We start from the raw sequence: 22,314 nt of genomic DNA on the forward strand, positions 1-22,314 counted from the left end.
TTCGCGAAGAGCAAGGGAGCTCGGCGATGAAGAAGGTTCTGACCGCAACGTGCGTGATGCTGACGCTGGCGGCCACCGGTTGCAGCGTCGGCGTGCGCGAGCAGACCGGCGGCGGGCAGGAGTCCGGCGGCCCGATCAAGATCGCGGTGGTGCCCAAGGCGATCGGTTTCGACTTCTGGGAGAAGGTCCGCGTCGGCGCCGAGTGCGCCGGGTCCAAGCAGAAGGACGTCGAGCTGCAGTGGGACGGCGTGAGCGCGGAGAGCGACGTCAGCGGTCAGCAGAGCCTGCTGCAGGACATGCTCGCCCAGGGCGACGTCAAGGGCCTGGTCTACGCGGCCACCGACGCCAAGGCGCTGTCGGACGTCACCAAGACCGCGCAGGGCCAGGGCACCACGGTGGTCAACATGGACTCCGGCACCACCCCGCAGCCGCCGGACGTGCCGGTGTTCGCCACCAACAACGTCGCCGCGGCCGAGCAGGGCACCGACGAGCTGGCGCGCCAGCTGGGCGGGAAGGGCAAGGTCGCCTTCATCGAGTTCCAGGCCGGAACCAGCACCAACGAGACCCGCGGGCAGGGCTTCAAGAACGGACTGGCCAAGAACCCCGGGTTGCAGCTGGTGGCGCAGCAGTCCAGCGACAGCGACTACAACAAGGCGTTGCAGGTCACCCAGGACATCCTGACGGCCAACCCGGACCTCAACGGCATCTACGCGGCCAACGAGCCGAGCGTGCTGGGCGCGGCCGAGGCGGTCCGCCAGTCCGGCAAGACCGGGCAGGTCAAGATCATCGGCTGGGACACCTCGGAGGGGCAGATCCAGTCGCTGCGGGACGGCGTGATCACCGGTCTGATCGCCCAGAACCCGTTCAAGATGGGCTACGCGGCGGTCAACACCGCGGTCGCCAAGATCCGGGGCACGGGCGAGCAGACCCCGAGCACCGACACCGGCGCCACCCTCATCACCAAGGAGAACCTGGACTCGCCCGAGATCCAGAAGATCCTCAACCCCTCCTGCGAGAACCCGCCCCAGTGACGTGATCGCGGCGGTGGGCGGCTCCTGAGAAGCCCGGAGTCGTTCACCGCCGCGAGCGCGGCCGTGTGCGGTGTTCCCGGGCAAGCGCTACCTGGGAATTCGCGAATCCGGCCGGTCGGGGAGTGGACGCGGTGCGCGAGATTCGCGACGACATCGACCACCGTGTGGGTGTCCTGCTCGTCGAACTGGCGCTGCGCGAGTGACGTCCGGTCGCCGGTGCGGTACCCATCGGGTGGTTTAGCGCCGCACCGGCACCCGGAAGCGGGACGCAAGGCTTCCACCTGCGGATTCGCCCCTCCTGTGCTGTCGTGACCTGGACGGTGTTGTGAATCGGGTTCACAACACCGGACGTCACGACCGGGGGGTTGCGTGTTAGGCAGGAAGTCGGCTTCTCCGCTGCCGCGCCACGGCGCGGTCGGGGTGGCCGCTGCCGCGCTGTCGGTCCTGCTCGTCGGCTGCGCGCCGTCGGCCGTGGCCACCTTCCCGGACCAGCAGAGCGCCTCGGAGACCCGCGCGAAGCCCACCGGAGCTCCTGCCGCCGCCACCGCCTCGGTCGACCAGCAGGCGGACGCTCGGCGAAACCCCCTGGGAGTCGCGGTCCTGGACCGCGCGACCGGCGAAGTCGCCCACGGCAGGCTGGCGCAGCAACCGATGTACTCCGCATCGCTGTCGAAGGTCATCGTGGCCGTCGAACTGCTCGAACGCCACCGGGTCACCCCGCAGGACCGGTTCGCCCTGCGGCGGGCCCTCGGACCCAGCGACGACGAGGCCATGAACGCCCTGTGGGACCGCTACGGCGGGTCCTCGCTGATCACGGCCGCGGCGGACCGGATGAAGCTCCAGCAGACCCGGCCTCCGGAGGAGCCGGGCCGCTGGGGCGACACCGTCACCTCGGCTCGCGACATCGCCGCCGTCTACCAGTACCTGCTCGCCCAGATGCCGGCCGCGGACCGCGACTTCGTCCTCGACGCGCTGCACGCGGCCCCGAGCCGCGCGGCGGACGGGGTCAACCAGGAGTTCGGGCTGATGGCGGTGGACGCGCAGGCGGTGAAGTCCGGCTGGATGTGCTGCCAGAAGGGCACGGTCTGGGTGCACAGCGCGGGCGTCGTCGACTCCGAACGCCGCTACGTCGTCGCCCTGCTCAGCGCCCAGCCCAGCTCGGTCGGCTACGGCAAGGCCATCGAGGACCTCACCGAAGCCTCCCGGACCGCGGTCACCCGGCTTCGCTGACCGGCTCCCGCTGCGTGGCCAGCCCGACGGTCAGCAGCAGCGCCATCAGCACGCCGAGCAGCAGCACCGCCGAGGAGACGCCGAGGGTGTGCGCCAGCAGCGCGGTGCCCAGCAGCAGCACCGAACCGACCGCCGAGATCAGCGCCGAACGCCCGCCCGCGTCGGCGAACCTGCTGTGCAGCAGACCGGTCAGCAGCAGGTACACCACCAGCGGCACGGCCACGGTCAGCGCGGCCGAGACCTCGCTGATGTGCGCCTTGTGCGCGTCGGCGTCGATGGCCACCTCCAGGCCGGCGCCGACCGCCGCGACCGAGGCGAACACGAAGATGTGGCTGTACCCCCAGGTCAAGGAACCGCGGAGGTTCTCGCGGATGCGCTGGACGTGGGAGTGCTTGAAGTAGATCCACCACATCGCGAAGATCATCAGCAGGCCGCCGACGCCGATCTCCAGCAGTCCGGCCGACCAGCCGCCGTCGGCGACGTTCTCCTGCATCGCGGCGGTCACCGCCAGCACGACCTCGCCGAGCACGATGATCGTGAACAGGCCGTAGCGCTCGGCGATGTGGTGGGGGTGCCACGCCGTCGGCGCGTTGCGCTCGGCGAAGGCGGGCACCGCCAGCTCCGCCACGACCAGCAGCAGGAAGCCGACCTCGGCGTAGGGGTGCGGCAGCAGCAGGCGCAGCAACCAGCCGACCTGCACCACCGCGATGCCACCGGCGTAGCGCAGCGCGCAGGAGCGTCCCTCGGGATGCTCGGCGGCGGCGCGCAACCACTGCGCGATCATCGCCACCCGCATCACGACGTAGCCGATGGTGACGACCAGGAAGTCGTAGTCGTGGAACGTCGCGGGCACCCCTGCGGCCAGCACCAGCACGCCGCCCATCTGCAGCAGCGTCAGCAGCCGGTAGGGCACGTCGTCGGTGTCGTAGGCCGAGGCGAACCAGGTGAAGTTCATCCACGCCCACCAGATGGCGAAGAAGACCATCATGTAGCCGATCGAGGTGGGTGCGAAGTGCCCTTCGCTGAGCCCGTGGTGCAGCTGCACCGCGGCTTGGCCGACGGCGGCCACGAAGCACAGGTCGAACAGCAGCTCGAGCGGTGTCGCCGCGCGGTGCCCCTCCTCGGGATCGCGCGAAACCATCCGACGACGCAGCGGCGGCATCTGCTTGCTCATGGTGGCGGATTATTGCAGTCCGCCGCATGGATACCCGTTAGCGCTGATCGTGGCGTTGTGCGACCGAAATGATCGTCCACTGTGCATGTCCGGAGCGCATGCGCCCGGACACGCACAGTGGGGTAACCTCGACACCGCACAGGGGGTCAGGGTCGGACAGTCGGGGGACGACCGGGAGCCGGGTTCGCACGCGGACCCGGCTCTCTGCGCACCCGGGTGTGCCTTCGCGCACTGTTGATCGGTCCCGTTCGGTGGTTTTTGGCATGATCCGAGCCGGATAACGTCGCGTAGCGGCAGTGCGGCCGGGAGCGGAAGGAACTGTGTGGTGACCAAGATCGAACGCCTGGGAGTCGTCGGTGGCGGGCAGATGGGCGGGGGCATCGCCGAGGTCGGCGCCCGCGCGGGTCTGGACGTGATCGTTCGCGAGATCGACGACGACGCGGCCCGGGCGGCTCGCTCTCGGCTGTGGAAGTCGCTCAACCGCGCGGTCCAGAAGGGCAAGCTGACCGAGGCCGAGCGCGACGCGACCCAGGAGCGCCTGCACTTCACCACCACCCTCGCCGACCTCGACGACCGCGACATGGTGATCGAGGCGATCGCCGAGGACGAGGGCCTCAAGCTCGCGCTGTTCGAGGAGCTCGACGAGCTGCTCACCGACCCGGAGGCGATCCTGGCCTCCAACACCTCGTCCATCCCGATCGCCAAGCTCGCCGGCGCCACCAAGCGTCCCGACAAGGTCATCGGCGTGCACTTCTTCAACCCGGTTCCGGTGCTCAACCTGGTCGAGCTGGTTCCGTCGCTGCTCACCAGCGAGGAGACCGTCAAGCGCGCCCGCGGTTTCGCCACCGAGCAGCTGGGCAAGGAGACCATCCGCGCCGAGGACCGCTCCGGGTTCATCGTCAACGCGCTGCTGGTGCCCTACCTGCTCTCGGCGATCCGCATGTTCGAGGCCGGGCACGCCAGCGCCGAGGACATCGACAACGGCATGGTGCAGGGCTGCGCCCACCCGATGGGTCCGCTGCGGCTGTCGGACATGGTCGGCCTGGACACCCTCAAGGCCATCGCCGACTCGATGTACCAGGAGTACGCAGAGCCCACCTACGCCGCTCCGCCGCTGCTCAAGCGCATGGTCGACGCGGGCATCAAGGGCAAGAAGACGGGCGCGGGCTTCTACGACTACTAATAGAAGTGATCAGTGGTCTCCCTGCTCAGCGGTGCGGGTAGCGGAACCTGACACGTCTTCTGGCTTCCGTGCGCCACGACTTATGTATGCCAATACACGGCGTCGCGGCGTACTCACCCAGAAGACGTGTCAGAACCCGCGGCGGTGCAGGTTGACTCCCACACTTGGAACAGCGGCTACCGCCGCGAATGATCTTCTTCCCCGATGGTGCTGCGCAGGGCGTCGACCGCGTGGTCGCGGTGCTCGGCGAGCAGGTGGATGAGCTCCTCGGCGCGGCCGTTTTCCGCCGCGGAGATGATGGCCTCGTGCTCGCGGCGGACGCGGGCCCGGTTGGTGCCGGAGTTGTAGTAGACGGCGCGGTAGGCGTCGGTGGCGTCCCAGAGCGTGCGCACCACGCGCAGCAGTCGCGGCATCCCCGACGGTTCCAGCAGCGCGAAGTGGAAGCGGCGGTTGGCCGCGATCATCGCCACCAGATCGCCGTCCTCGGCCGCCTTCTCCACGTCCTGGCCCGCATCGGTGATGCGCGTCAGATCGGCGTCGGTGAGCCGTTCGGCGGCCACCCGCGCCGCCTCGGACTCCAGCAGCTCCCGCATCCGGTAGACCTCCAGCAGATCTGCCAGCGACAGCTCCGCCACCGAGTAGCCCCGGTGCGGCTGGTAGACGACCTGCCCTTCGGCTTCGAGCGTTTTCAACGCCTCCCGCAGCGGCACGCGGCTGACGCCCAGGCCGGCCGCGATCGTGTCCTGGCGGATCGGCTGGCCCGGCGAGAGCTCTCCCGAGACGATGGATCTGCGCAGCTCATCGAGGACGAAGGCCTGAGTGGTCGGCGGTCTGCGCATCGAAGTTCTCCAGCGTCGGGTGCGGACACGCGGGCGCTCGGAACGGCTTGACCGCGCATCGATCAACTGTATATTGGATCCAAATTTCCGGACGCGCAAGAACGTCGCTGCGCGCGCCGTCGGAAGGGTGGGGTCATGGAAGCGCTGCCGTTGGACGGCGTCGTCGTCGCGGACTTCAGTCGGGTGCTGGCCGGTCCGTACGCCACGATGCTGCTCGCCGACCTCGGGGCCACCGTGATCAAGGTGGAGCGCCCCGGCACGGGGGACGACACGCGTTCCTGGGGGCCGCCCTGGACCGAGAACAGCTCCTCCTACTTCGAATCCGTCAACCGCGGCAAGCGCAGCGTGCGCCTCGACCTGTCCCAGGACGAGGACCGGGCCGCCGCGCGCGAGCTGGTCCGGCGGGCCGACGTGCTGGTCGAGAACTTCAAGGTCGGTTCGCTGGCGCAGCACGGTTTGGACTTCGAGTCCGCGCACGAGCTCAACCCGCGGCTGATCTACACCTCGATCTCCGGGTTCGGCTCCCAGGAGGGCGCCGAGCTGCCCGGGTACGACTTCGTGGTGCAGGCCCTGGGCGGCCTGATGAGCATCACCGGTGAGCCCGAGCGGCCACCGGTGAAGGTCGGCGTCGCCGTGGTCGACGTGCTCACCGGCAAGGACGCGGCGCTGGGCATCATGGCCGCGCTGCGCCACCGGGAGATGACCGGCCGGGGGCAGCACGTCGAGGTCAACCTGATGTCCAGCCTGCTGGGCTCGCTGGCCAACCAGATGTCGAGCCTGCTGACCACCGGCATCGCGCCGCAGCGGATGGGCAACCAGCACCCGAGCATCGCCCCCTACGAGACGCTGCGCTGCGAGGACGCCTTCCTGGCGGTGGCGGTCGGCAACGACGCGCAGTTCCGCAAGCTCAGCGAGGCGCTGGGGCTGGTGTCCATGGCCGACGACCCGAAGTTCGCCACCAACGCCCAGCGGGTCGCCCACCGCGAGGAGATGGTGAGCAGGCTGGAGAACGTGCTCGGCGCGCGCACGGCCGCCGACTGGCAGCAGCGGCTGCAGGGCGTGGGCATCGCGTGCGGGCAGGTCAACGACCTGTCCGGTGCCGTGCACTACGCCGAGTCGCTGGGGTTGCGCCCGATGGTCGACCCGGGCGGGGGCGCCGCGATGCAGGTGCGGATGCCCATCGACTTCTCCGGGCACGGCAGCGCCGAGGTGACCGCGCCGCCGCTGCTCGGCGAGCACGACAAGGAGGTCCTCGCGTGGCTGGAGGACCCCGAACAACAGCTTCCCCCGATCTCGTCCAGGAGGGACACGCCATGAGCGCCGGTGGAAACCGCCCGAAGTTCGACCCGCACGACCCGCTGGGCATCGACGCCGAATTCACCCCGGAACAGCTGGCGATCCGCGACAGCGTGCGCGCCCTGTGCCGCGACCACGTGCAGCCGCACGTCGCCGAGTGGTACGAGAACGGCGAGTTCCCGCAGGCCCGCGAACTGGCCAGGGAGCTGGGCAAGCTCGGCGTGCTGGGCATGCACCTGGAGGGCTACGGCTGCGCCGGTCTGTCCGCTGTGGACTACGGAATCGCCTGCGAGGAGCTGGAAGCCTGCGATTCCGGGTTGCGCTCGCTGGTGTCGGTGCAGGGATCGCTGGCGATGTACGCGATCTGGCGCTGGGGCTCGGAGGAGCACAAGCAGCGCTGGCTGCCGCTGATGGCCGCCGGCGAGGCGATCGGGTGCTTCGGCCTGACCGAGCCCGACCACGGTTCGGACCCGTCGTCGATGCGCACCGCCGCTCGCCGCGACGGCTCCGACTGGGTGCTCAACGGCCGCAAGATGTGGATCACCAACGGCAGCATCGCCTCGGTGGCGGTCGTGTGGGCGCAGACCGACGAGGGCGTGCGCGGCTTCGTCGTGCCCACCGACACGCCGGGGTTCTCGGCTCCGGAGATCAAGCACAAGCTCTCGCTGCGCGCGTCGGTGACCGCCGAGCTGGTGCTCGACGACGTCCGGCTGCCGGCCGATGCGGTGCTGCCCGAGGTCACCGGCCTGCGCGGGCCGCTGTCCTGCCTCAACGAGGCCCGCTTCGGCATCGTGTGGGGTTCGGTGGGCGCCGGGCGCAGCTGCCTGGAAGCCGCGCTGGACTACTCCACGAGCAGGGAGCAGTTCGGACGCCCGATCGCCGGTTTCCAGCTCACCCAGTCCAAGCTGGCCGACATGGCCGTGCGGGTGCAGAACGGCAGGCTGCTGGCACTGCACCTGGGCAAGCGCAAGGACGCCGGGCAGTTGAGCCCGCAGCAGGTCAGCTTCGGCAAGCTGGACAACGTCCGGGGTGCCCTGGAGGTCGCCCGCACCGCGCGGACCATCCTGGGCGCCAACGGGATCTCGCTGGAGTACCCGGTGATCCGGCACATGACGAACCTGGAGTCGGTGCTGACCTACGAGGGCACCAGCGAGATGCACGCGCTGACCATCGGCCAGGCGCTGACCGGGATCCCGGCCTTCCGGGGATGACTGGTTCGTCACCTTAGCCTTGCTAAGGATCGTTCGGCGCCGGAGGCTGGCAGGACCTGGGACGAAGGGGCCTTGATGTCAGCCGTGGCGGTCGAACAACGCAGCGTCGGAATACCGCGAGTGCTCTCGTCGGTGGCCGCGGTGGTGACCGTCGGGGTGTTCCCGGTGTTCCTGGTCGGCGGGCTGGGCGTGCAGTTGCAGCAGGACCTGCGCTTCGGCGCGGCGCTGCTGGGCGTGGGCGCGGCCGGGTTCTTCGGCGTGGCGTCGGTGTCCTCGCGCGGCATGGGCTGGGTGGTCGAGCGCATCGGCGCCCGGCTCGGCATGCGCATCGGCGTTCTCGGCAGCTCGCTGTGCCTGTTCGGGCTGTCCGCCGCGCCGAACGCGGTCTGGCTGATGGGACTGCTGTGGCTGGCCGGGCTGCCCAACTCGCTGGCGCAACCGGCCTCGAACCTGCTGATCGCACAAGGAGTTCCGGCGCACCACCGGGGCATGGGCTTCGGCGTGAAGCAGTCGTCGATCCCGGCCGCCACGCTCCTGGCGGGAGTGGCGGTGCCCGCCATCGCGCTCACCGTCGGCTGGCGCTGGGTGTTCCTGATCGGTGGCGTGATCGGACTGGTCGCGGCCGTGGCGGTGCCCAAGCTGCCGCAGGCTGAGCGGTCCCAGACCACCCGCCCGGGTTCCGCCGGCGCCGACGGGAAGTTCACGGCGCTGCTGCTGATCGCGATCGCCGGCGGCTTGGGTTCGGCAGCGGCCAACGCGCTGGGAGCCTTCGTCACCACCACCGCCGTCGAGGTGGGCTTCAGTCCGTGGGCCGCCGGGCTGGTGCTGTCGCTGGGCTCGGCCGTGGGGTTGACGATCCGGCTGGCCGCCGGTGTGACCGCCGACCGGAAGAACCCCAACCTGATCCGCGTCATCACGGTGATGCTGCTGATCGGTTCGCTGGGTTTCGGCCTGATGGCGGTGGATTCGCCGACGGTGTTCCTCATCGGCGTGGCCATCGGTTTCGGCGCGGGCTGGGCGTGGCCGGGTCTGCTGAACTTCGCCGTCGCCAAGATCGCCCCGGACCGGGTGGCCAGCGCGACCTCCTTCACCCAGACCGGAATCTACTTCGGGGGCAGCCTCGGTCCGCTCCTGTTCGGACTCATCGCCGAGCACGCGGGCCTCACCGGCGCTTGGATCGCCGCTGGGGCCTGCGCCATCACCGCCGCGATCCTGCTGATGTTCGTCCGGCGCTGACCAGGCCTGTCACTTCCGCGCGAGGCCGCCGAACATCAGGCGGTACGGAGCAGGGGTCCGCGTGCCCGGATCCGGACGCCAGTCGCTCAGGTAGGTGGCGCCGGGAGGAACGGGCGTGAAGTCGCCGAAGAAGGACTCGATGCGGTCGGTGTCGCGCGAGAAGAGCGGGTCCGAGGTTTCCGCGTAGTGCTCGGTGAGCGTGCGTGCTGAGGCCGGGTCGTGACTGCCGGTGACGTGCGAGATCAGCAGGTGGCTTCCGGGGGCGAGTCCGGCCCGGTACTCGGCCACCAGGTCGTCCGGGTCATCGGAGTCCGGGATGAAGTGCAGCACCGAGGACATCAGCAGCCCGACCGGCTCGTCCAGGTTCAGCAGCGCCCTGACCTCGGCGGACTCCAGAACGGACTGGGGATCGCGCATATCGGCGAGGGTGATGGCGGCGTTGATCTCGGCGGCGAGCAGCGGCTTGCTGTGCGCGACCGTCAGCGGCTCGTTGTCCACGTAGACGACCCGGAAGTGGCGGGTGCGCCGGCGTGCCACCTCGTGCACGTGGCCGATGGTGGGGATGCCCGAGCCGAGGTCGAGGAACTGCCGGACACCGTGCGCGAGCAGGTATTCCACCGCTCGGCGCAGGAACGCGCGGTTCTCCTGGTAGGTGCCGGTGATACCGGGCAGGGCTGTGCCGATGCGCTCCACCATGGCGCGTTCGACTCCGAAGTTGTGACAACCTCCGAGGAACGCGTCGTACATCCTGGCGGCGGCGGGACGTCCGATGTCCATTTCCCGGACAGCCGCCTTGCGCGTGTCGACCATGCTCGTTTTCTCCCCTCTCCACCGAAATCGTACAGTAGTCGGCGGGTAACCCTTCGTGTTCAACATCGATCGGGGACGCGGCGCGGCGAGCCCTTGTGATGGCCGGTCGTGCATATGACGATGTGGCTGCGCCAACTCGCAGCGAAATCCGACAACGCGGTTCCAGGAGGTAGTCGTGTCCGACGTGCAGGCGGTGGTTTCGGCCGGCAAGGGCAAGCCGGTCGAAGTGGTGACGATCAAGGTCCCGGACCCGGGACCGGGCGAGGCGGTCGTTCGCGTCCAGGCGTGCGGGGTCTGCCACACCGACCTGCACTACCGCGAGGGCGGCATCAGCGACGACTACCCGTTCCTGCTCGGCCACGAGGCCGCCGGTGTCGTGGAGCAGGTCGGGGAGGGCGTCACCGACGTCGAGCCCGGTGACTTCGTGGTGCTCAACTGGCGGGCGGTGTGCGGGGTCTGCCGGGCCTGCAAGCGCGGTCGTCCGCAGTACTGCTTCGACACCCACAACGCCTCCCAGCCGATGACCCTGACCGACGGAACGCCGTTGTCCCCGGCGCTGGGGATCGGGGCTTTCGCGGAGAAGACGCTGGTCCACGCCGGTCAGTGCACGAAGGTCGATCCCTCGGCGCGGGCCGCGGTGGCCGGGCTGCTGGGATGCGGCGTGATGGCGGGCATCGGCGCGGCGGTCAACACCGGCCAGGCCGGGCCGGGCGACAGCGTGGCCGTCATCGGTTGCGGCGGTGTCGGCGACGGCGCCGTTGCCGGAGCGGCGATGGCCGGTGCCCGGCGCATCATCGCGGTGGACACCGACCCCAAGAAGCTGAGCTGGGCCGAGGGCTTCGGCGCCACGCACACGGTCAACGCCGCCGAGCAGGACAGCGTCGAAGCGATCCGGGAGCTCACCGGTGGTTTCGGCGCGGACGTGGTGATCGACGCGGTCGGCAGGGTCGAGACCTTCAAGCAGGCGTTCTACGCCCGCGACCTGGCCGGAACCGTGGTCCTGGTGGGCGTTCCCACGCCCGAGATGACGCTGGACCTGCCGCTGCTGGACGTCTTCGGCCGCGGCGGTGCGATCAAGTCGTCCTGGTACGGCGACTGCCTGCCGGAACGCGACTTCCCGATGCTCATCGAGCTGTACCAGCAGGGCAGGTTGCCGCTGGAGAAGTTCGTGACCGAGGAGATCGCCCTCGGCGACGTCGAGGAGGCGTTCGACAAGATGCACCGCGGAGAGGTCCTCCGCTCCGTGGTGACTTTCTGAGAGCCCGATGCTGGACTCCCCTCGCGCGGCGAAACCTGAAAACGCCGATGCCGCTCGCGCACGTCCAGGAACACCTCCCCAAACCCCCGAACCCCGAATCCTGGTGGTGAAGATGACTTTGCGAATGGACCACGCGGTCACGTCCGGAACCTTCTCGCTGGACGGCCAGACGTTCGAAGTGGACAACAACGCCTGGGTCATCGGCGATGACTCCGAGTGCGTGGTGCTGGACGCGCCGCACGACGTGCCCGCGATCCAGAAGCTGATCGGTGACCGGAAGGTGCGCGCCGTGCTGTGCACGCACGCTCACGACGACCACGTGCGCCGGGCACCGGAACTGGCCGACGCGGTCGGCGCTCCCATCCACCTGCACCCGGACGACCTGGTGCTGTGGAACATGACCCACCCCGACCGCGAGCCCGACCGGCAGCTGGCCGACGGCGAGGTGATCGAGATCGGCGGCGGTGAGCTGCACGTGCTGCACACGCCGGGCCACGCGCCGGGCGCGGTGTGCTTCTACGCGCCGAACGAGGGCGTGGTGTTCACCGGCGACACGCTGTTCGCCGGTGGTCCGGGTGCGACCGGGCGTTCCTACTCGGACTTCGGCGTGATCACCGGTTCGATCCGGGATCGGTTGCTGCCGCTGCCGCCGGAGACCAAGGTCCACCCTGGACACGGAGAGTCGACGACGATCGGCGAGGTTCGTCCGCAATTCGACGAATGGGTGGCTCGCGGCCACTGATCAGTCGTCGGTTCGACACGGAGCGTTCTACACTCCCACTTTCGACGGATGAGGTGGAGCCGAACGGCGGGCAAGATCTTGGGCCCGTCGTTCGGCGTGCCGGTGCGACGGGAGCGGCGTGCCGCGGATGCCGGAACCCCCGACTCCGGTGTTCGCGGCGCGTGTTGCCGACGGGGCCGCGCTCGGCTCCGTGAGCCCCGTTGCAGACAGGCAGGTGCGATGGATCAGGTCGTCGGCAGGCTGTCGTTGTCCCGTTCGAAGTCGGGGTTCTGGCAGTGGGCTCTGACCCATCGCGTGACGCTCGGTGACGTCGCGTTCGTGCTCGCCGCGTCGGTGCTGTACGTCTTCGACGCCGCGCTGGCCGACCACCCGCCGTGGATGCCGTGGTGGGTGCCGATGGCCATCGGCGGCCCGGCCGGTCTGCTGCTGCCGCTGCGCCGACGGGCTCCGTGGACGGTGCTGTTCGTGCTGGTCGCGACTGCGTCCGGGCTGAGCGCCTTCCAGCTGAGCATCGGTGCGCTGAACCTGGTCATCCAGGTCGCGCTGTACTCGGTGTGCGTGCGCAGCACGCCGTCGATGATGGTGGCCGCCGCGGGGCTGGCGATGTTCTACCCGGTCGCCGACGCGATCGCCTACGAGATGGGCCCGCTGATGGGCGCGCTGCGGGTCATCGGGGCCGTGGTGAACCTGGTGATCGTCGTCGGCCTGGCCTACGCCGTGCAGATCGGCCGCAGGCGCGCTGATCAGCTCGAACGCACGCTGGCGCTGCTGGACGAGGCGCGCGATCAGCTGGCCGCCGACGCAGCCTCGATCGAACGCGCCCGGATAGCGCGGGAGTTCCACGACATCGTCTCGCACAACCTCTCGGTGGTGGCGCTGCGCGCGGGCGTGGCGCGGGCGGTGATCGATCGCGATCCCGACCACGCCCGGCAGACGCTCCAGGAGCTGGAGAGCAGTTCGCGGGGAGCGCTGGGGGAGATGCGGGACATGCTCACGGCGCTGCGCGAGCGGGACGTGACCGGCAAGGAAACCGTCGACTGGCAGCCCACGCCCACCCTGGACGGCCTGGACGCCCTGGTGGACTCGGTCCGCGGCGGGCAGGTGACCTGGAAGCTGGACCGGCGCGGCCCGGTCCGCGAGCTCGGGCAGGCCGTGGAGATGACCGCGTACCGCATCGCCCAGGAGGCGATGACCAACGTGCTCAAGCACGCCGGAGCCGGCCGCGCGCGGGTGCTGGTGGAGTACGCGCCCACCACGGTGCGCATCGAGGTCACCAACGAGCTCAGCGCGCTGGACGACCAGAAGCAGCGGCCTGCGCACCAACAGTCGGGTCACGGATTGATCGGCCTGCGGGAACGCGTTGCGCTGCTGGGTGGAACTTTGACAGCACATCCAGTCATGAACGGTTTTCGCCTTGAGGCCGTGTTACCGTGCCCGGAAAATTCGGACCTGGCCTGAGCCGAAATGTCAGGCCGCCAGGACCTAGGAGGCTCGGTGGGAACTGCGGAGACGACCGTCCTGGTTGCCGATGACCAAGCGATGATCCGCGCGGGGCTGGTCGCGCTGCTGTCCAACGAACCGGGACTGCGCGTCCTGGCCGAGGCTTCCGACGGTGACTCGGCGGTGGCCGCGGTGCGGCGGAGACGCCCGGACGTGGTGCTGCTGGACGTGCGGATGCCCGGCAAGGACGGCATCGCCGCAGCGCAGGAGATCCTCGCGGAGACCGACGGCACCACATCGGTGATCATGCTGACGGTGCACGACCTCGACGAGTACGTCTACGGCGCGCTGCGCGCCGGGGCCAGCGGCTTCCTGCTCAAGGACGCCAGTCCGGAGGAGCTGGTCAAGGCCGTGCACACGGTCGCGGCGGGCGAGGCGCTGTTGGCGCCCCGGGTGACCAAGCGGCTGCTCCAGCGCTTCGCGGCGCTGGGCGTGCGCGACGCCCGCAGCGAGCTGTCCGTGCTCACCGAGCGCGAGGTGGACGTGCTGCTGGAGGTCGCGCGCGGCGGCTCCAACGCCGAGATCGCCCGCAACCTGGGTCTGGCCGAGCTGACCGTGAAATCGCACCTCTACCACGTGATGCAGAAGCTGCAGATCTCCTCGCGGACGCAGCTGGTGATCCTCGCCTACGAGACCGGCCTGGTCTGCCCGGGGCAGGACAACGCCCGCCCAGCGCGCCAGGTCTCGGCCTGACGCCGTGGCGAACCCGTGCGGCGCGACGTGTCTAATGGGGCCATGCACGGCTCGGAACAGCACGAACTCAAGGTCGGACTCGTCGGCTACGGCTCGGGTGGAGCGATCTTCCACGCGCCGCTGATCGCCGCCAACCCGCGGCTGCGGCTCGACGCGGTCGTCACCTCGAACGCGGAGCGGCAGGCGCAGGTGCGCGCCGACCACCCGGGTGCCGAGCCGGTGTCCGGCATGGACGCGCTGTTCGCCCGCGAGCCCGACCTGGTGGTCATCACCACGCCCAACCGCACGCACGTCGAGCTCGCCAAGGCCGCGCTGGACGCCGGTGTCCCGGTGGTGGTGGACAAGCCCTTCACGCCGACCGCGCAGGAGGGGCGCGAGCTCATCGAGCACGCCCGCGAGCGGGGACTGCTGCTGACGGTGTTCCAGAACCGCCGCTGGGACAGCGACATCCGCACCGTGCGCAAGGTGCTAGCCGGCGGCGAGCTGGGGCGGGTGCACCGCTTCGAGTCCCGATTCGACCGCTGGGCGCCGCAGCCCAAGCCCACCTGGCGCGATTCCGGTGGCGCCGAGGACGTCGCGGGACTGCTCTACGACCTGGGCAGTCACCTCATCGACCAGTCGTTGCAGCTGTTCGGGCCGGTCGCCTCGGTCTACGCCGAGATCGACCGCCGCAGGCCTGGCGTGCGCGCCGACGACGACTCGTTCGTCTCGCTGACCCACGCCAACGGCGTCCGCTCGCACCTGTGGATGAGCAAGCTCGCGGCGGTGTCCGGCCCGCGCCTGCGCCTGCTCGGCGACCAGGGCACGTTCACCAAGCACGGCACCGACCCTCAGGAAGCCGACCTCCGCGCCGGCAAGCGGCCCGTGGACGACACCTGGGGCCGCGAGCCCGAGGACATCTGGGGCGAGCTCGGCGACGGCGAGACCGCGCGGAAGGTTCCGAGCGAGCCCGGCGCCTACCAGGCGTTCTACGACGAGGTCGTCGAAGCCCTGACGGTCCACGGCCCGGCGCCGGTGGATCCGGCCGACGCGGTCACGGCCCTGGACATCATCGCGGCGGCCCAGCGCTCCTCGGAGAACCAGACGGTCGAACGCCTCCTCTGAGGCGCACCCCCGACAGCCGTGCCACCGGGCGGTCGTTGGTCCGCACCGACCCGTGATCACGTCCGCATTGCCCGGTCAGCTCCGACCAGAACCGCCCCGTGCACCCGCGCGCCCGACGTCCACCCGCGCTCCTGCTCGTCCGCTCCGCGGGTCTGACGACCCCGGGCCCATTACTCCGAGTTGCGCCTGCGCTGTGGGCCAGCAGGCTGTGTGGGTGGTTCGACGTTCGGGGGGCGGGGATGAGCAGTGATGCGCAGGTGTCCGAGGCGGGGTGGACGATGACCCCGGCGGTGAGCGAGCACCTGGAGCCGCAAGAGCTCGACGGGGTGCAGCTGTGGTGGCGCGCGGCCAACTTCCTGTCGGCGGGCCAGATCTACCTGATGGACAACCCGCTGCTGCGCGAACCGCTGCGCCCCGAGCACATCAAGCCCCGGCTGCTCGGGCACTGGGGGACCACACCCGGTCTGAACTTCATCTACGCGCACCTCAACCGGGTCATCCGGATGCGCGATCTCGCCATGATGTACGTGATCGGCCCAGGCCACGGCGGTCCGGGCCTGGTGTCGGCGGCCTGGCTGGAAGGCACCTACAGCGAGATCTACCCGGACGTCGCCCAGGACAACGACGGCCTGAAGCGGCTGGTCACCCAGTTCTCGTTCCCCGGCGGCATCCCCAGCCACGTGGCGCCCGAGACGCCCGGGTCGATCCACGAGGGCGGCGAGCTCGGCTACGCGCTCTCGCACGCGTTCGGGGCCGTGTTCGACAACCCCGACCTGATCGTCCCCTGCGTCATCGGCGACGGCGAGGCCGAGACGGGTCCGCTGGCGACCAGCTGGCACTCCAACAAGTTCCTCAACCCGGCCACTGACGGCGCGGTGCTGCCGATCCTGCACCTCAACGGCTACAAGATCGCCAGCCCGGCGGTCCTCGCGCGCATCCCCGACGACGAACTGCTCGGCATGCTGCGCGGTTTCGGCTACGAGCCCTACCTCGTCGCCGGGGACGAACCGGCACCGATGCACCACCTGTTCGCCGCGACGCTGGACCGCTGCCTCGACGAGATCGCCGCGATCCAGCGCCGGTCGCGGCGGGAGGGCGTCCAGCAGCGGCCCCGGTGGCCGATGATCGTGCTGCGCACCCCGAAGGGCTGGACCGGGCCCGACACCGTGGACGGCAAGTACGTGGCCGGCACCTGGCGCGCGCACCAGGTGCCGATCTCCGATCCGCGGGGCAACCCGGAGCACCTGTGGCAGCTGGAGTCGTGGTTGCGCAGCTACGAGCCGGGGGAGCTGTTCGAGTCCTCGGGCGCTCCGGTGCGCAAGATCCGCGAGCACAACCCGACCGGTGATCGCCGGATGAGCGCCAGCCCGCACGCCAACGGCGGGCACCTGCTGCGCGCCCTGCGACTGCCGGAGTTCCGGGACTACGGGATCGAGGTGGAGCAGCCGGGTGCGAGCTCCGGTGAGGCGACCCGCGTCCTGGGCCGGTTCCTGCGGGACGTGATGCGGCTGAACGAGAACGAGCGGAACTTCCGGGTCTTCTCCCCGGACGAGAACAACTCCAACCGGCTGGCCGCGATCCTGGCGGCCACCGCGCGCACCTGGAGCGCCGAGACGCTGCCCGGCGACGACTCGCTGGCGCGCGACGGCAGGGTGATGGAGGTGCTCTCCGAGCACACCTGCCAGGGCTGGCTGGAGGGCTACCTGCTCACCGGCAGGCACGGTTTCTTCTCCTGCTACGAGGCCTTCGCGCACATCGTGGACTCGATGGTCAACCAGCACGCCAAGTGGCTCAAGGTCGCCGGGCAGCTGGCCTGGCGGCAGCCGATCGCCTCGCTGAACTACCTGCTGACCTCCCACGTGTGGCGGCAGGACCACAACGGCTTCTCCCACCAGGACCCGGGTTTCATCGACCACGTGGTGAACAAGAAGGCCGAGGTGGTGCGGGTCTACCTGCCGCCGGACGCCAACACCCTGCTGTCGGTGGTGGACCACTGCCTGCGCAGCCGCGACTACATCAACGTCGTCGTGGCGGGGAAGCAGCCCTCGCCGCAGTACCTGGACATGGAGTCGGCGGTGGTGCACTGCACCAAGGGGATCGGCATCTGGGACTGGGCCTCCAGCGACGACGACGGCGATCCCGACGTGGTGATGGGCTGCGCGGGCGACGTGCCCACGATGGAGACCCTGGCTGCGGTGGATCTGCTGCTGCGCGAGTTCCCGGACCTGCGGATCCGAGTGGTCAACGTGGTGGACCTGATGCGATTGCAGGGCGAGCGGGAACACCCGCACGGGCTGTCCGACGCCGAGTTCGACAGCCTGTTCACCCGGGACCGCCCGGTGATCTTCAACTTCCACGGCTACCCGTGGCTGATCCACCGGCTGACCTACCGCCGGAGCAACCACGAGAACCTCCACGTGCGCGGCTACAAGGAGGAGGGCACCACGACCACGCCGTTCGACATGTGCGTGCTCAACCAGATCGACCGGTTCAACCTGGCCATCGACGTCATCGACCGGGTTCCCCGGCTCGGCCCGCGCGCCGCCTACGCGCGGGAAGCGTTGAAGACCAAGCTGATCGAGCACCGGCACTACGTGTCCACGCACGGGGAGGACATGCCTGAGATCCGGGAGTGGTCTTGGCCGGGCCGGTGAGGGTGCTGACGGTCAACGCCGGCTCCAGCAGCCTCAAGCTCGCCCTGCTCGACGGCGACGAGCTGGTCGACGACCGGCACGTGGAGCGCTGGGGTGGCGAGCCGGAGCCGATCGAGGAGTTCCTCGACGAGCACGGCGCCGACATCATCGGGCACCGGGTGGTGCACGGCGGCGACCACATCACCGAAGCCGCGATCGTCGACGACGAGGTGCAGGACTACCTGGAATCGCTCACCGATCTCGCGCCGCTGCACCAGCCGCGCGCGATCGACGGGATCCGGGTGGCGCGGCGGATCGCGCCTCGCGTGCCGTCGGTGGTGTGCGTGGACACCGCCTTCCACGCGAGACTGCCCACCGCCGCTGCGATCTACGCGCTGCCGCGCGAGTGGAACGAGCGGTATTCCCTGCGCCGCTACGGTTTTCACGGTCTGTCGCACTCCTACGCGGTGCGGCGCGGGGCGGAGCTTGCAGGCCTGGACCCCGGGCGCGGGAAGGTGCTGAGCTGCCACCTCGGGGCCGGGGCGTCGATGGCGGCGGTGCTCAACGGCCGTTGCGTGGACACCACGATGGGCTTCACCCCGGAGGAGGGGCTGGTGATGAACACCCGGAGCGGCAGCGTCGATCCCGGGCTCATCGGCTGGCTCATCGATTCTCGCGGTCTCGCGCCGAAGGAGGTCTTCGAGACCCTGGCGCGGAGGTCCGGAATTGCGGGCCTGGCGGGCGGGAACGGCGACCTCCGCGATGTGCTGGACGCCCGGGAGAACGGAGATCACGACGCCGCAACGGCTTTCGACGTCTACCGGCACAGCTTGGTGCGCCACGCGGGGGCGATGCTGGCGGTGCTCGGCGGGTTGGACCTGCTGGTGTTCACCGGCGGGATCGGCGAGCACCAGCCGCCGGTGCGCGCGGCCGTGGGCTCGGCGCTGGTCTTCGCGGGGGCGGCCATCGATCCGGCGCACAACATCCACGCGACCGAGGGCGAGATCAGCGCGGCCGGCGCCACCGCCCGCAGCGTCGTCGTGCGGGCGCGGGAGGACCTGGAGATCGCGCGGCAATCGCGCGTCGCCGTGGCGGTGCACGGCTGAATTTCGATCTTCACCCGTCCGTGTCTAAATTCATCCGAATGAATCTCCTCCGATTCTCGAATGGTTGTCCGGGGTGTCCGCGTTTGCGCTGGAAATGCGTTCCGATGCGGCAATCTCGCATGATTGGTGGAAACAGGTCGGTTACACGTCACGGCCCGTTTTCGCGTTGACAGGGCCAAAGGGGCGACTTACGGTCTGCCCAACCGCATCACTCGAATGGGCGATGTATCAGGGAGGTCTGGGCCGATGCGCAGGACCGAAATTTCTCGACGGCAGATGCTCCGCGCCGGTGGAGCGGCGGCACTCGCGGTGCCCGTCACCGGTTTCCTCGGCGGGTGCACCTTCACCCAGCCCGGCTCCGGGCAACCGACCGGATCCACCTTGGACCGACTCAAGCAGCAGGGATACGCGCGAATCGCGATCGCCAACGAACCGCCCTACACCCAGATCAACCCCGACGGCAGCGTCACCGGAGCCGAGCCCGACGTGGTCGCCGCGGTGCTCAAGCGAATGGGCGTGCCCCGCATCGAGGGCATCGTCACCCCCTACGAGTCGATGATTCCGGGGCTCAACGCGAGCCGGTGGGACATCATCGCCGCCGGATTGTTCATGAAGCAGTCGCGGTGCAGTCAGATCCGCTACTCCGAACCGGAAATCGTGTCCACCGAATCGTTCGCGGTGCCCGCGGGAAATCCGAAGAAGCTCACCGGAATCGCGGCCGTGAAAGCCGATCCCGCGCTGAAGATCGCCGTCCTGCCGGGCGGTTTCGAGGACGGCGCGCTCAAAACCGCCGGGGTCCCGGCCTCGCAGGTCGTCAACATCCCCGACGGCCGCAGCGGGATCGAAGCCGTGCAGGCGGGCCGCGCCGACGCGTTCTTCCTGCCGACCCTGTCGCTCAACGCGCTCAAGACCGAGGGCATCGAGATCACCGGTCCCATCACCGACGTGCAGCAGACCGGATCGGGCGCCGGTTTCCGCCAGGCCGACGGCGACCTGGTCGCCGCCTACGACGAGCAGCTCAAGGCGCTCAAGGCCACGCCCGAGTTCGACCAGATCCTCGGCAAGTGGGGCTTCTCCGGGGACGCCGCGAGATCCGTGACCCGCGAACAGCTCTGCGCCGTACCGGGCTGAGCCGCGAATGTCGCAGATCCTGCCCTACTTCCCGCTGCTCGGCGAAGGTCTGCTGATCACCATCGCGCTCACCATCGCAGGCATGGTGCTCGCGGTGGTGGTCGCCTTCGCCGCCGGCATCGCCCGGATGTCGCACCGCCGCTGGCTGAGCTGGCCGGCGTCGGTGTTCATCGAGGTCTTCCGCGGGACGTCGATGCTGGTCCAGCTGTTCTGGCTGTTCTTCGCGCTGCCGTTCTTCGGGGTCCAGCTGGTCCCGTTCGCCGCGGCGATCCTCGCGCTCGGCCTCAACGAAGGCGCCTACGGCGCGGAGATCGTGCGCGGCGCGATCACCGCCCTGCCGCGCGGTCAGCGGGAAGGCGCCGTCGCGCTGAGCCTGAGCCCCTACCAGCGGATGCGGTTCGTCATCCTGCCGCAGGCGGTTCCGGCGATGATCCCGCCCTTCGGCAACGTGATGGTCGACCTGCTCAAGAACACCTCCCTGGTGTCGCTGGTGACCGTCGCCGACCTGACCTTCACCGCCCAGATGGTCCGCAACACCACCGGCGCCACGGCAGCGGTCTTCGGCACGATCCTGGTGCTCTACTTCGTCGTCGCCTACGTCCTCTCGCTCGGCTCGTCGTGGCTGGAGCGGCGCGTCGACCCGACCCGGCCGGCGCGGGCGCAGAGCTTCTGGCAGCGCGTCCTGCCGGATCGGCGGGTGACGTCGTGATCTGGGACTGGTCGTTCGCCGCGCAGATCGTGCCCTTCCTGCTGCAAGGGCTGTGGATCACCGTGCAGATCACGCTCGTCGGCATGGCGATCGCGCTGGTCGTCGGGCTGTTCGTGGCCGTGGTGCGCTACTCCCAGGTGCCGATGATCAGCAAGCTGTTCACCTTCTACGTGTTGTTCGTCCGGGGAACGCCGCTGCTGGTGCAGGCGTACTTCGCGTTCTTCGTGCTGCCCGGCATCGGGGTGCAGTTCTCGCCGATGATCACCGGCATCGTCGTCATCGGCCTCAACTACAGCGCCTACACCGCCGAGGTGTACCGCGCGGGAATCCAGAGCGTCGCCGTCGGACAGTGGGAGGCGTGCACCGCGCTGAGCCTGTCGAACTGGCAGCGCTGGCGGTTCGTGGTGCTTCCGCAGGCGATCCGCGACGTCATCCCGGCGCTGGGCAACTACCTGGTGCAGATGTTCAAGGATTCCGCGATCCTGCACGCCATCACGGTGTTCGAACTGCTCGGCCACGCGACGGCCATCGGCTCCAGCAGCTACCGCTACCTGGAACCCATGACCATCGCCGCCCTGCTGTTCCTGGCGGTCAGCCTGCCCGCCGCGAGGCTGATCAAACGATTGGAGCTGCGTCTTGCCCACCCCAGATGAGGCGATGATCTCCTTCTCCGGCGTGGGGAAGTCCTTCGGGGACAACCACGTGCTGCGCGAACTCGACCTGACGGTGGCGCCGGGGGAGAAGGTGTCCATCATCGGACCGAGCGGCTCCGGCAAGACCACCATCCTGCGGCTGCTCATGACCCTGGAGAACCCCGACACCGGGTTGATCGAGGTCGATGGGGAACCGCTGTGGGACTGCCGCGAAGGCGCCCGGCTCGATGCGAAGAAGCAGGCCGAGGTGCGGCGCACGATCGGCATGGTGTTCCAGCACTTCAACCTGTTCCCGCACATGACCGTGCTGGACAACGTGACGCTCTCGCCGGTTCAGGTGCTGGGCATGAGCCGCGACGAAGCCGGGCAGCGAGCGGTCGAACTGCTGCAGCTGGTGGGGCTGGAGAAGCACATGTCGCACAAGCCGGGGCAGCTCTCCGGCGGTCAGCAGCAGCGCGTCGCCATCGCCCGGGCCCTGGCGATGCGACCCAAGGTGATGCTGTTCGACGAGGTCACCTCCGCGCTGGACCCGGAGCTCATCGGCGAGGTCCTCGCGGTCATCCGCGACCTCGCGCACACCACGGCCATGACGATGCTGCTGGTCACCCACGAGATGCGCTTCGCGGAGGAGATCTCCGACCGCGTCCTGATGTTCGACTCCGGCGCGGTGATCGAGTCCGGACCCCCGTCCCAGATCCTCCAGAACCCCCAGCACGAACGAACCCAACGCTTCCTCAAAGCCGTTCTCGAACGCAAATAACCCCCCACCCCCCGT

The 22,314-nt window shown here is 69.5% G+C and carries 20 protein-coding genes; 17 read left to right on the forward strand and 3 right to left on the reverse strand.

The features are described 5' to 3' along the window. The first annotated feature begins 26 nt into the window (after positions 1 to 26). Together E1181_RS04905 and E1181_RS04910 are read left to right on the forward strand one after the other, a co-directional pair. Positions 27 to 1,031 carry a sugar ABC transporter substrate-binding protein gene (locus E1181_RS04905; protein WP_132672674.1) on the forward strand — a complete coding sequence of 335 codons (1,005 nt, stop codon included), beginning with the start codon at positions 27 to 29 and terminating at the stop codon, positions 1,029 to 1,031. Positions 1,032 to 1,400: 369 nt separating this feature from the next. Further along, positions 1,401 to 2,261, forward strand: a complete 861-nt coding sequence (locus E1181_RS04910) for a serine hydrolase (protein WP_132672675.1) — start codon at positions 1,401 to 1,403, stop codon at positions 2,259 to 2,261. Here the strand turns inward: E1181_RS04910 and E1181_RS04915 are convergent. Then, the gene (locus E1181_RS04915; RefSeq protein ID WP_235876254.1) at positions 2,245 to 3,435 is read right to left on the reverse strand and encodes a low temperature requirement protein A; all 1,191 of its coding nucleotides are present in this window, start codon (positions 3,433 to 3,435) and stop codon (positions 2,245 to 2,247) included. The two genes, E1181_RS04910 and E1181_RS04915, sit on opposite strands and share 17 nt — an antisense overlap. A gap of 325 nt (positions 3,436 to 3,760) precedes the next feature. On the opposite strand from E1181_RS04915, the gene E1181_RS04920 reads away from it, so the two are divergent. Continuing rightward, complete coding sequence (locus E1181_RS04920) at positions 3,761 to 4,618, forward strand: 3-hydroxybutyryl-CoA dehydrogenase (protein WP_132672676.1); 858 nt, start codon at positions 3,761 to 3,763, stop codon at positions 4,616 to 4,618. Positions 4,619 to 4,794: 176 nt separating this feature from the next. Here the strand turns inward: E1181_RS04920 and E1181_RS04925 are convergent, their stop codons facing one another. Further along, the gene (locus tag E1181_RS04925) at positions 4,795 to 5,457 is read right to left on the reverse strand and encodes a GntR family transcriptional regulator (protein ID WP_132672677.1); all 663 of its coding nucleotides are present in this window, start codon (positions 5,455 to 5,457) and stop codon (positions 4,795 to 4,797) included. A gap of 135 nt (positions 5,458 to 5,592) precedes the next feature. On the opposite strand from E1181_RS04925, the gene E1181_RS04930 reads away from it, so the two are divergent. The 3 genes from E1181_RS04930 to E1181_RS04940 all read left to right on the forward strand — a co-directional run bounded on the left by E1181_RS04930 (position 5,593) and on the right by E1181_RS04940 (position 9,200). Next, a complete protein-coding gene (locus E1181_RS04930) occupies positions 5,593 to 6,774 on the forward strand; it encodes a CaiB/BaiF CoA transferase family protein (RefSeq protein ID WP_132672678.1) in 1,182 nt (393 codons plus the stop codon). Beyond that, positions 6,771 to 7,964 (forward strand): acyl-CoA dehydrogenase family protein, encoded by a 1,194-nt coding sequence (locus tag E1181_RS04935; protein WP_132672679.1) that lies wholly within the window; start codon positions 6,771 to 6,773, stop codon positions 7,962 to 7,964. Before E1181_RS04930 ends, E1181_RS04935 begins: the two co-directional genes overlap by 4 nt. 75 nt (positions 7,965 to 8,039) lie before the next feature. After that, on the forward strand, positions 8,040 to 9,200 hold the full coding sequence (locus tag E1181_RS04940) for an MFS transporter (protein ID WP_132672680.1): 1,161 nt from the start codon (positions 8,040 to 8,042) through the stop codon (positions 9,198 to 9,200). 9 nt (positions 9,201 to 9,209) lie between these two features. On the opposite strand, the gene E1181_RS04945 is transcribed toward E1181_RS04940, so the two are convergent. Next, positions 9,210 to 10,010 carry an SAM-dependent methyltransferase gene (locus E1181_RS04945; RefSeq protein ID WP_132672681.1) on the reverse strand — a complete coding sequence of 267 codons (801 nt, stop codon included), beginning with the start codon at positions 10,008 to 10,010 and terminating at the stop codon, positions 9,210 to 9,212. Between the two features lie 175 nt (positions 10,011 to 10,185). Between E1181_RS04945 and E1181_RS04950 the strand changes: the two genes are divergently transcribed. The 11 genes from E1181_RS04950 (at position 10,186) to ehuA (ending at position 22,299) form a co-directional block, all read left to right on the forward strand. Continuing rightward, entirely contained in the window at positions 10,186 to 11,268 is a 1,083-nt protein-coding gene (locus tag E1181_RS04950; RefSeq protein ID WP_132672682.1) for an S-(hydroxymethyl)mycothiol dehydrogenase, read from the forward strand. 112 nt (positions 11,269 to 11,380) lie between these two features. Beyond that, a complete protein-coding gene (locus E1181_RS04955) occupies positions 11,381 to 12,010 on the forward strand; it encodes an MBL fold metallo-hydrolase (RefSeq protein ID WP_132672683.1) in 630 nt (209 codons plus the stop codon). Positions 12,011 to 12,229: 219 nt separating this feature from the next. Beyond that, positions 12,230 to 13,468 carry a sensor histidine kinase gene (locus E1181_RS04960; RefSeq protein WP_132672684.1) on the forward strand — a complete coding sequence of 413 codons (1,239 nt, stop codon included), beginning with the start codon at positions 12,230 to 12,232 and terminating at the stop codon, positions 13,466 to 13,468. A gap of 36 nt (positions 13,469 to 13,504) precedes the next feature. Next, positions 13,505 to 14,203, forward strand: coding sequence for a response regulator (locus E1181_RS04965; protein ID WP_132672685.1), 699 nt, complete (start codon positions 13,505 to 13,507; stop codon positions 14,201 to 14,203). 42 nt (positions 14,204 to 14,245) lie between these two features. Then, positions 14,246 to 15,307 carry a Gfo/Idh/MocA family protein gene (locus tag E1181_RS04970; RefSeq protein ID WP_132672686.1) on the forward strand — a complete coding sequence of 354 codons (1,062 nt, stop codon included), beginning with the start codon at positions 14,246 to 14,248 and terminating at the stop codon, positions 15,305 to 15,307. A 278-nt stretch (positions 15,308 to 15,585) separates the two neighbouring features. After that, on the forward strand, positions 15,586 to 17,961 hold the full coding sequence (locus E1181_RS04975; RefSeq protein WP_132672714.1) for a phosphoketolase family protein: 2,376 nt from the start codon (positions 15,586 to 15,588) through the stop codon (positions 17,959 to 17,961). Then, positions 17,946 to 19,046 carry an acetate/propionate family kinase gene (locus E1181_RS04980; RefSeq protein WP_132672687.1) on the forward strand — a complete coding sequence of 367 codons (1,101 nt, stop codon included), beginning with the start codon at positions 17,946 to 17,948 and terminating at the stop codon, positions 19,044 to 19,046. The genes E1181_RS04975 and E1181_RS04980 overlap by 16 nt, the downstream gene beginning before the upstream one ends. Positions 19,047 to 19,292: 246 nt before the next feature. Then, entirely contained in the window at positions 19,293 to 20,177 is an 885-nt protein-coding gene (gene ehuB / locus E1181_RS04985; RefSeq protein WP_132672688.1) for an ectoine/hydroxyectoine ABC transporter substrate-binding protein EhuB, read from the forward strand. A 7-nt stretch (positions 20,178 to 20,184) separates the two neighbouring features. After that, the gene (gene ehuC, locus E1181_RS04990; RefSeq protein WP_132672689.1) at positions 20,185 to 20,886 is read left to right on the forward strand and encodes an ectoine/hydroxyectoine ABC transporter permease subunit EhuC; all 702 of its coding nucleotides are present in this window, start codon (positions 20,185 to 20,187) and stop codon (positions 20,884 to 20,886) included. Beyond that, entirely contained in the window at positions 20,883 to 21,539 is a 657-nt protein-coding gene (gene ehuD / locus E1181_RS04995; protein ID WP_132672690.1) for an ectoine/hydroxyectoine ABC transporter permease subunit EhuD, read from the forward strand. The genes ehuC and ehuD overlap by 4 nt, the downstream gene beginning before the upstream one ends. A gap of 4 nt (positions 21,540 to 21,543) precedes the next feature. After that, positions 21,544 to 22,299, forward strand: coding sequence for an ectoine/hydroxyectoine ABC transporter ATP-binding protein EhuA (ehuA, locus tag E1181_RS05000; RefSeq protein WP_132672715.1), 756 nt, complete (start codon positions 21,544 to 21,546; stop codon positions 22,297 to 22,299). Positions 22,300 to 22,314: the final 15 nt, after the last annotated feature.

The sequence above is a fragment of the Saccharopolyspora terrae genome, assembly GCF_004348435.1.
Classification (GTDB): Bacteria; Actinomycetota; Actinomycetes; order Mycobacteriales; family Pseudonocardiaceae; genus Saccharopolyspora; species Saccharopolyspora endophytica.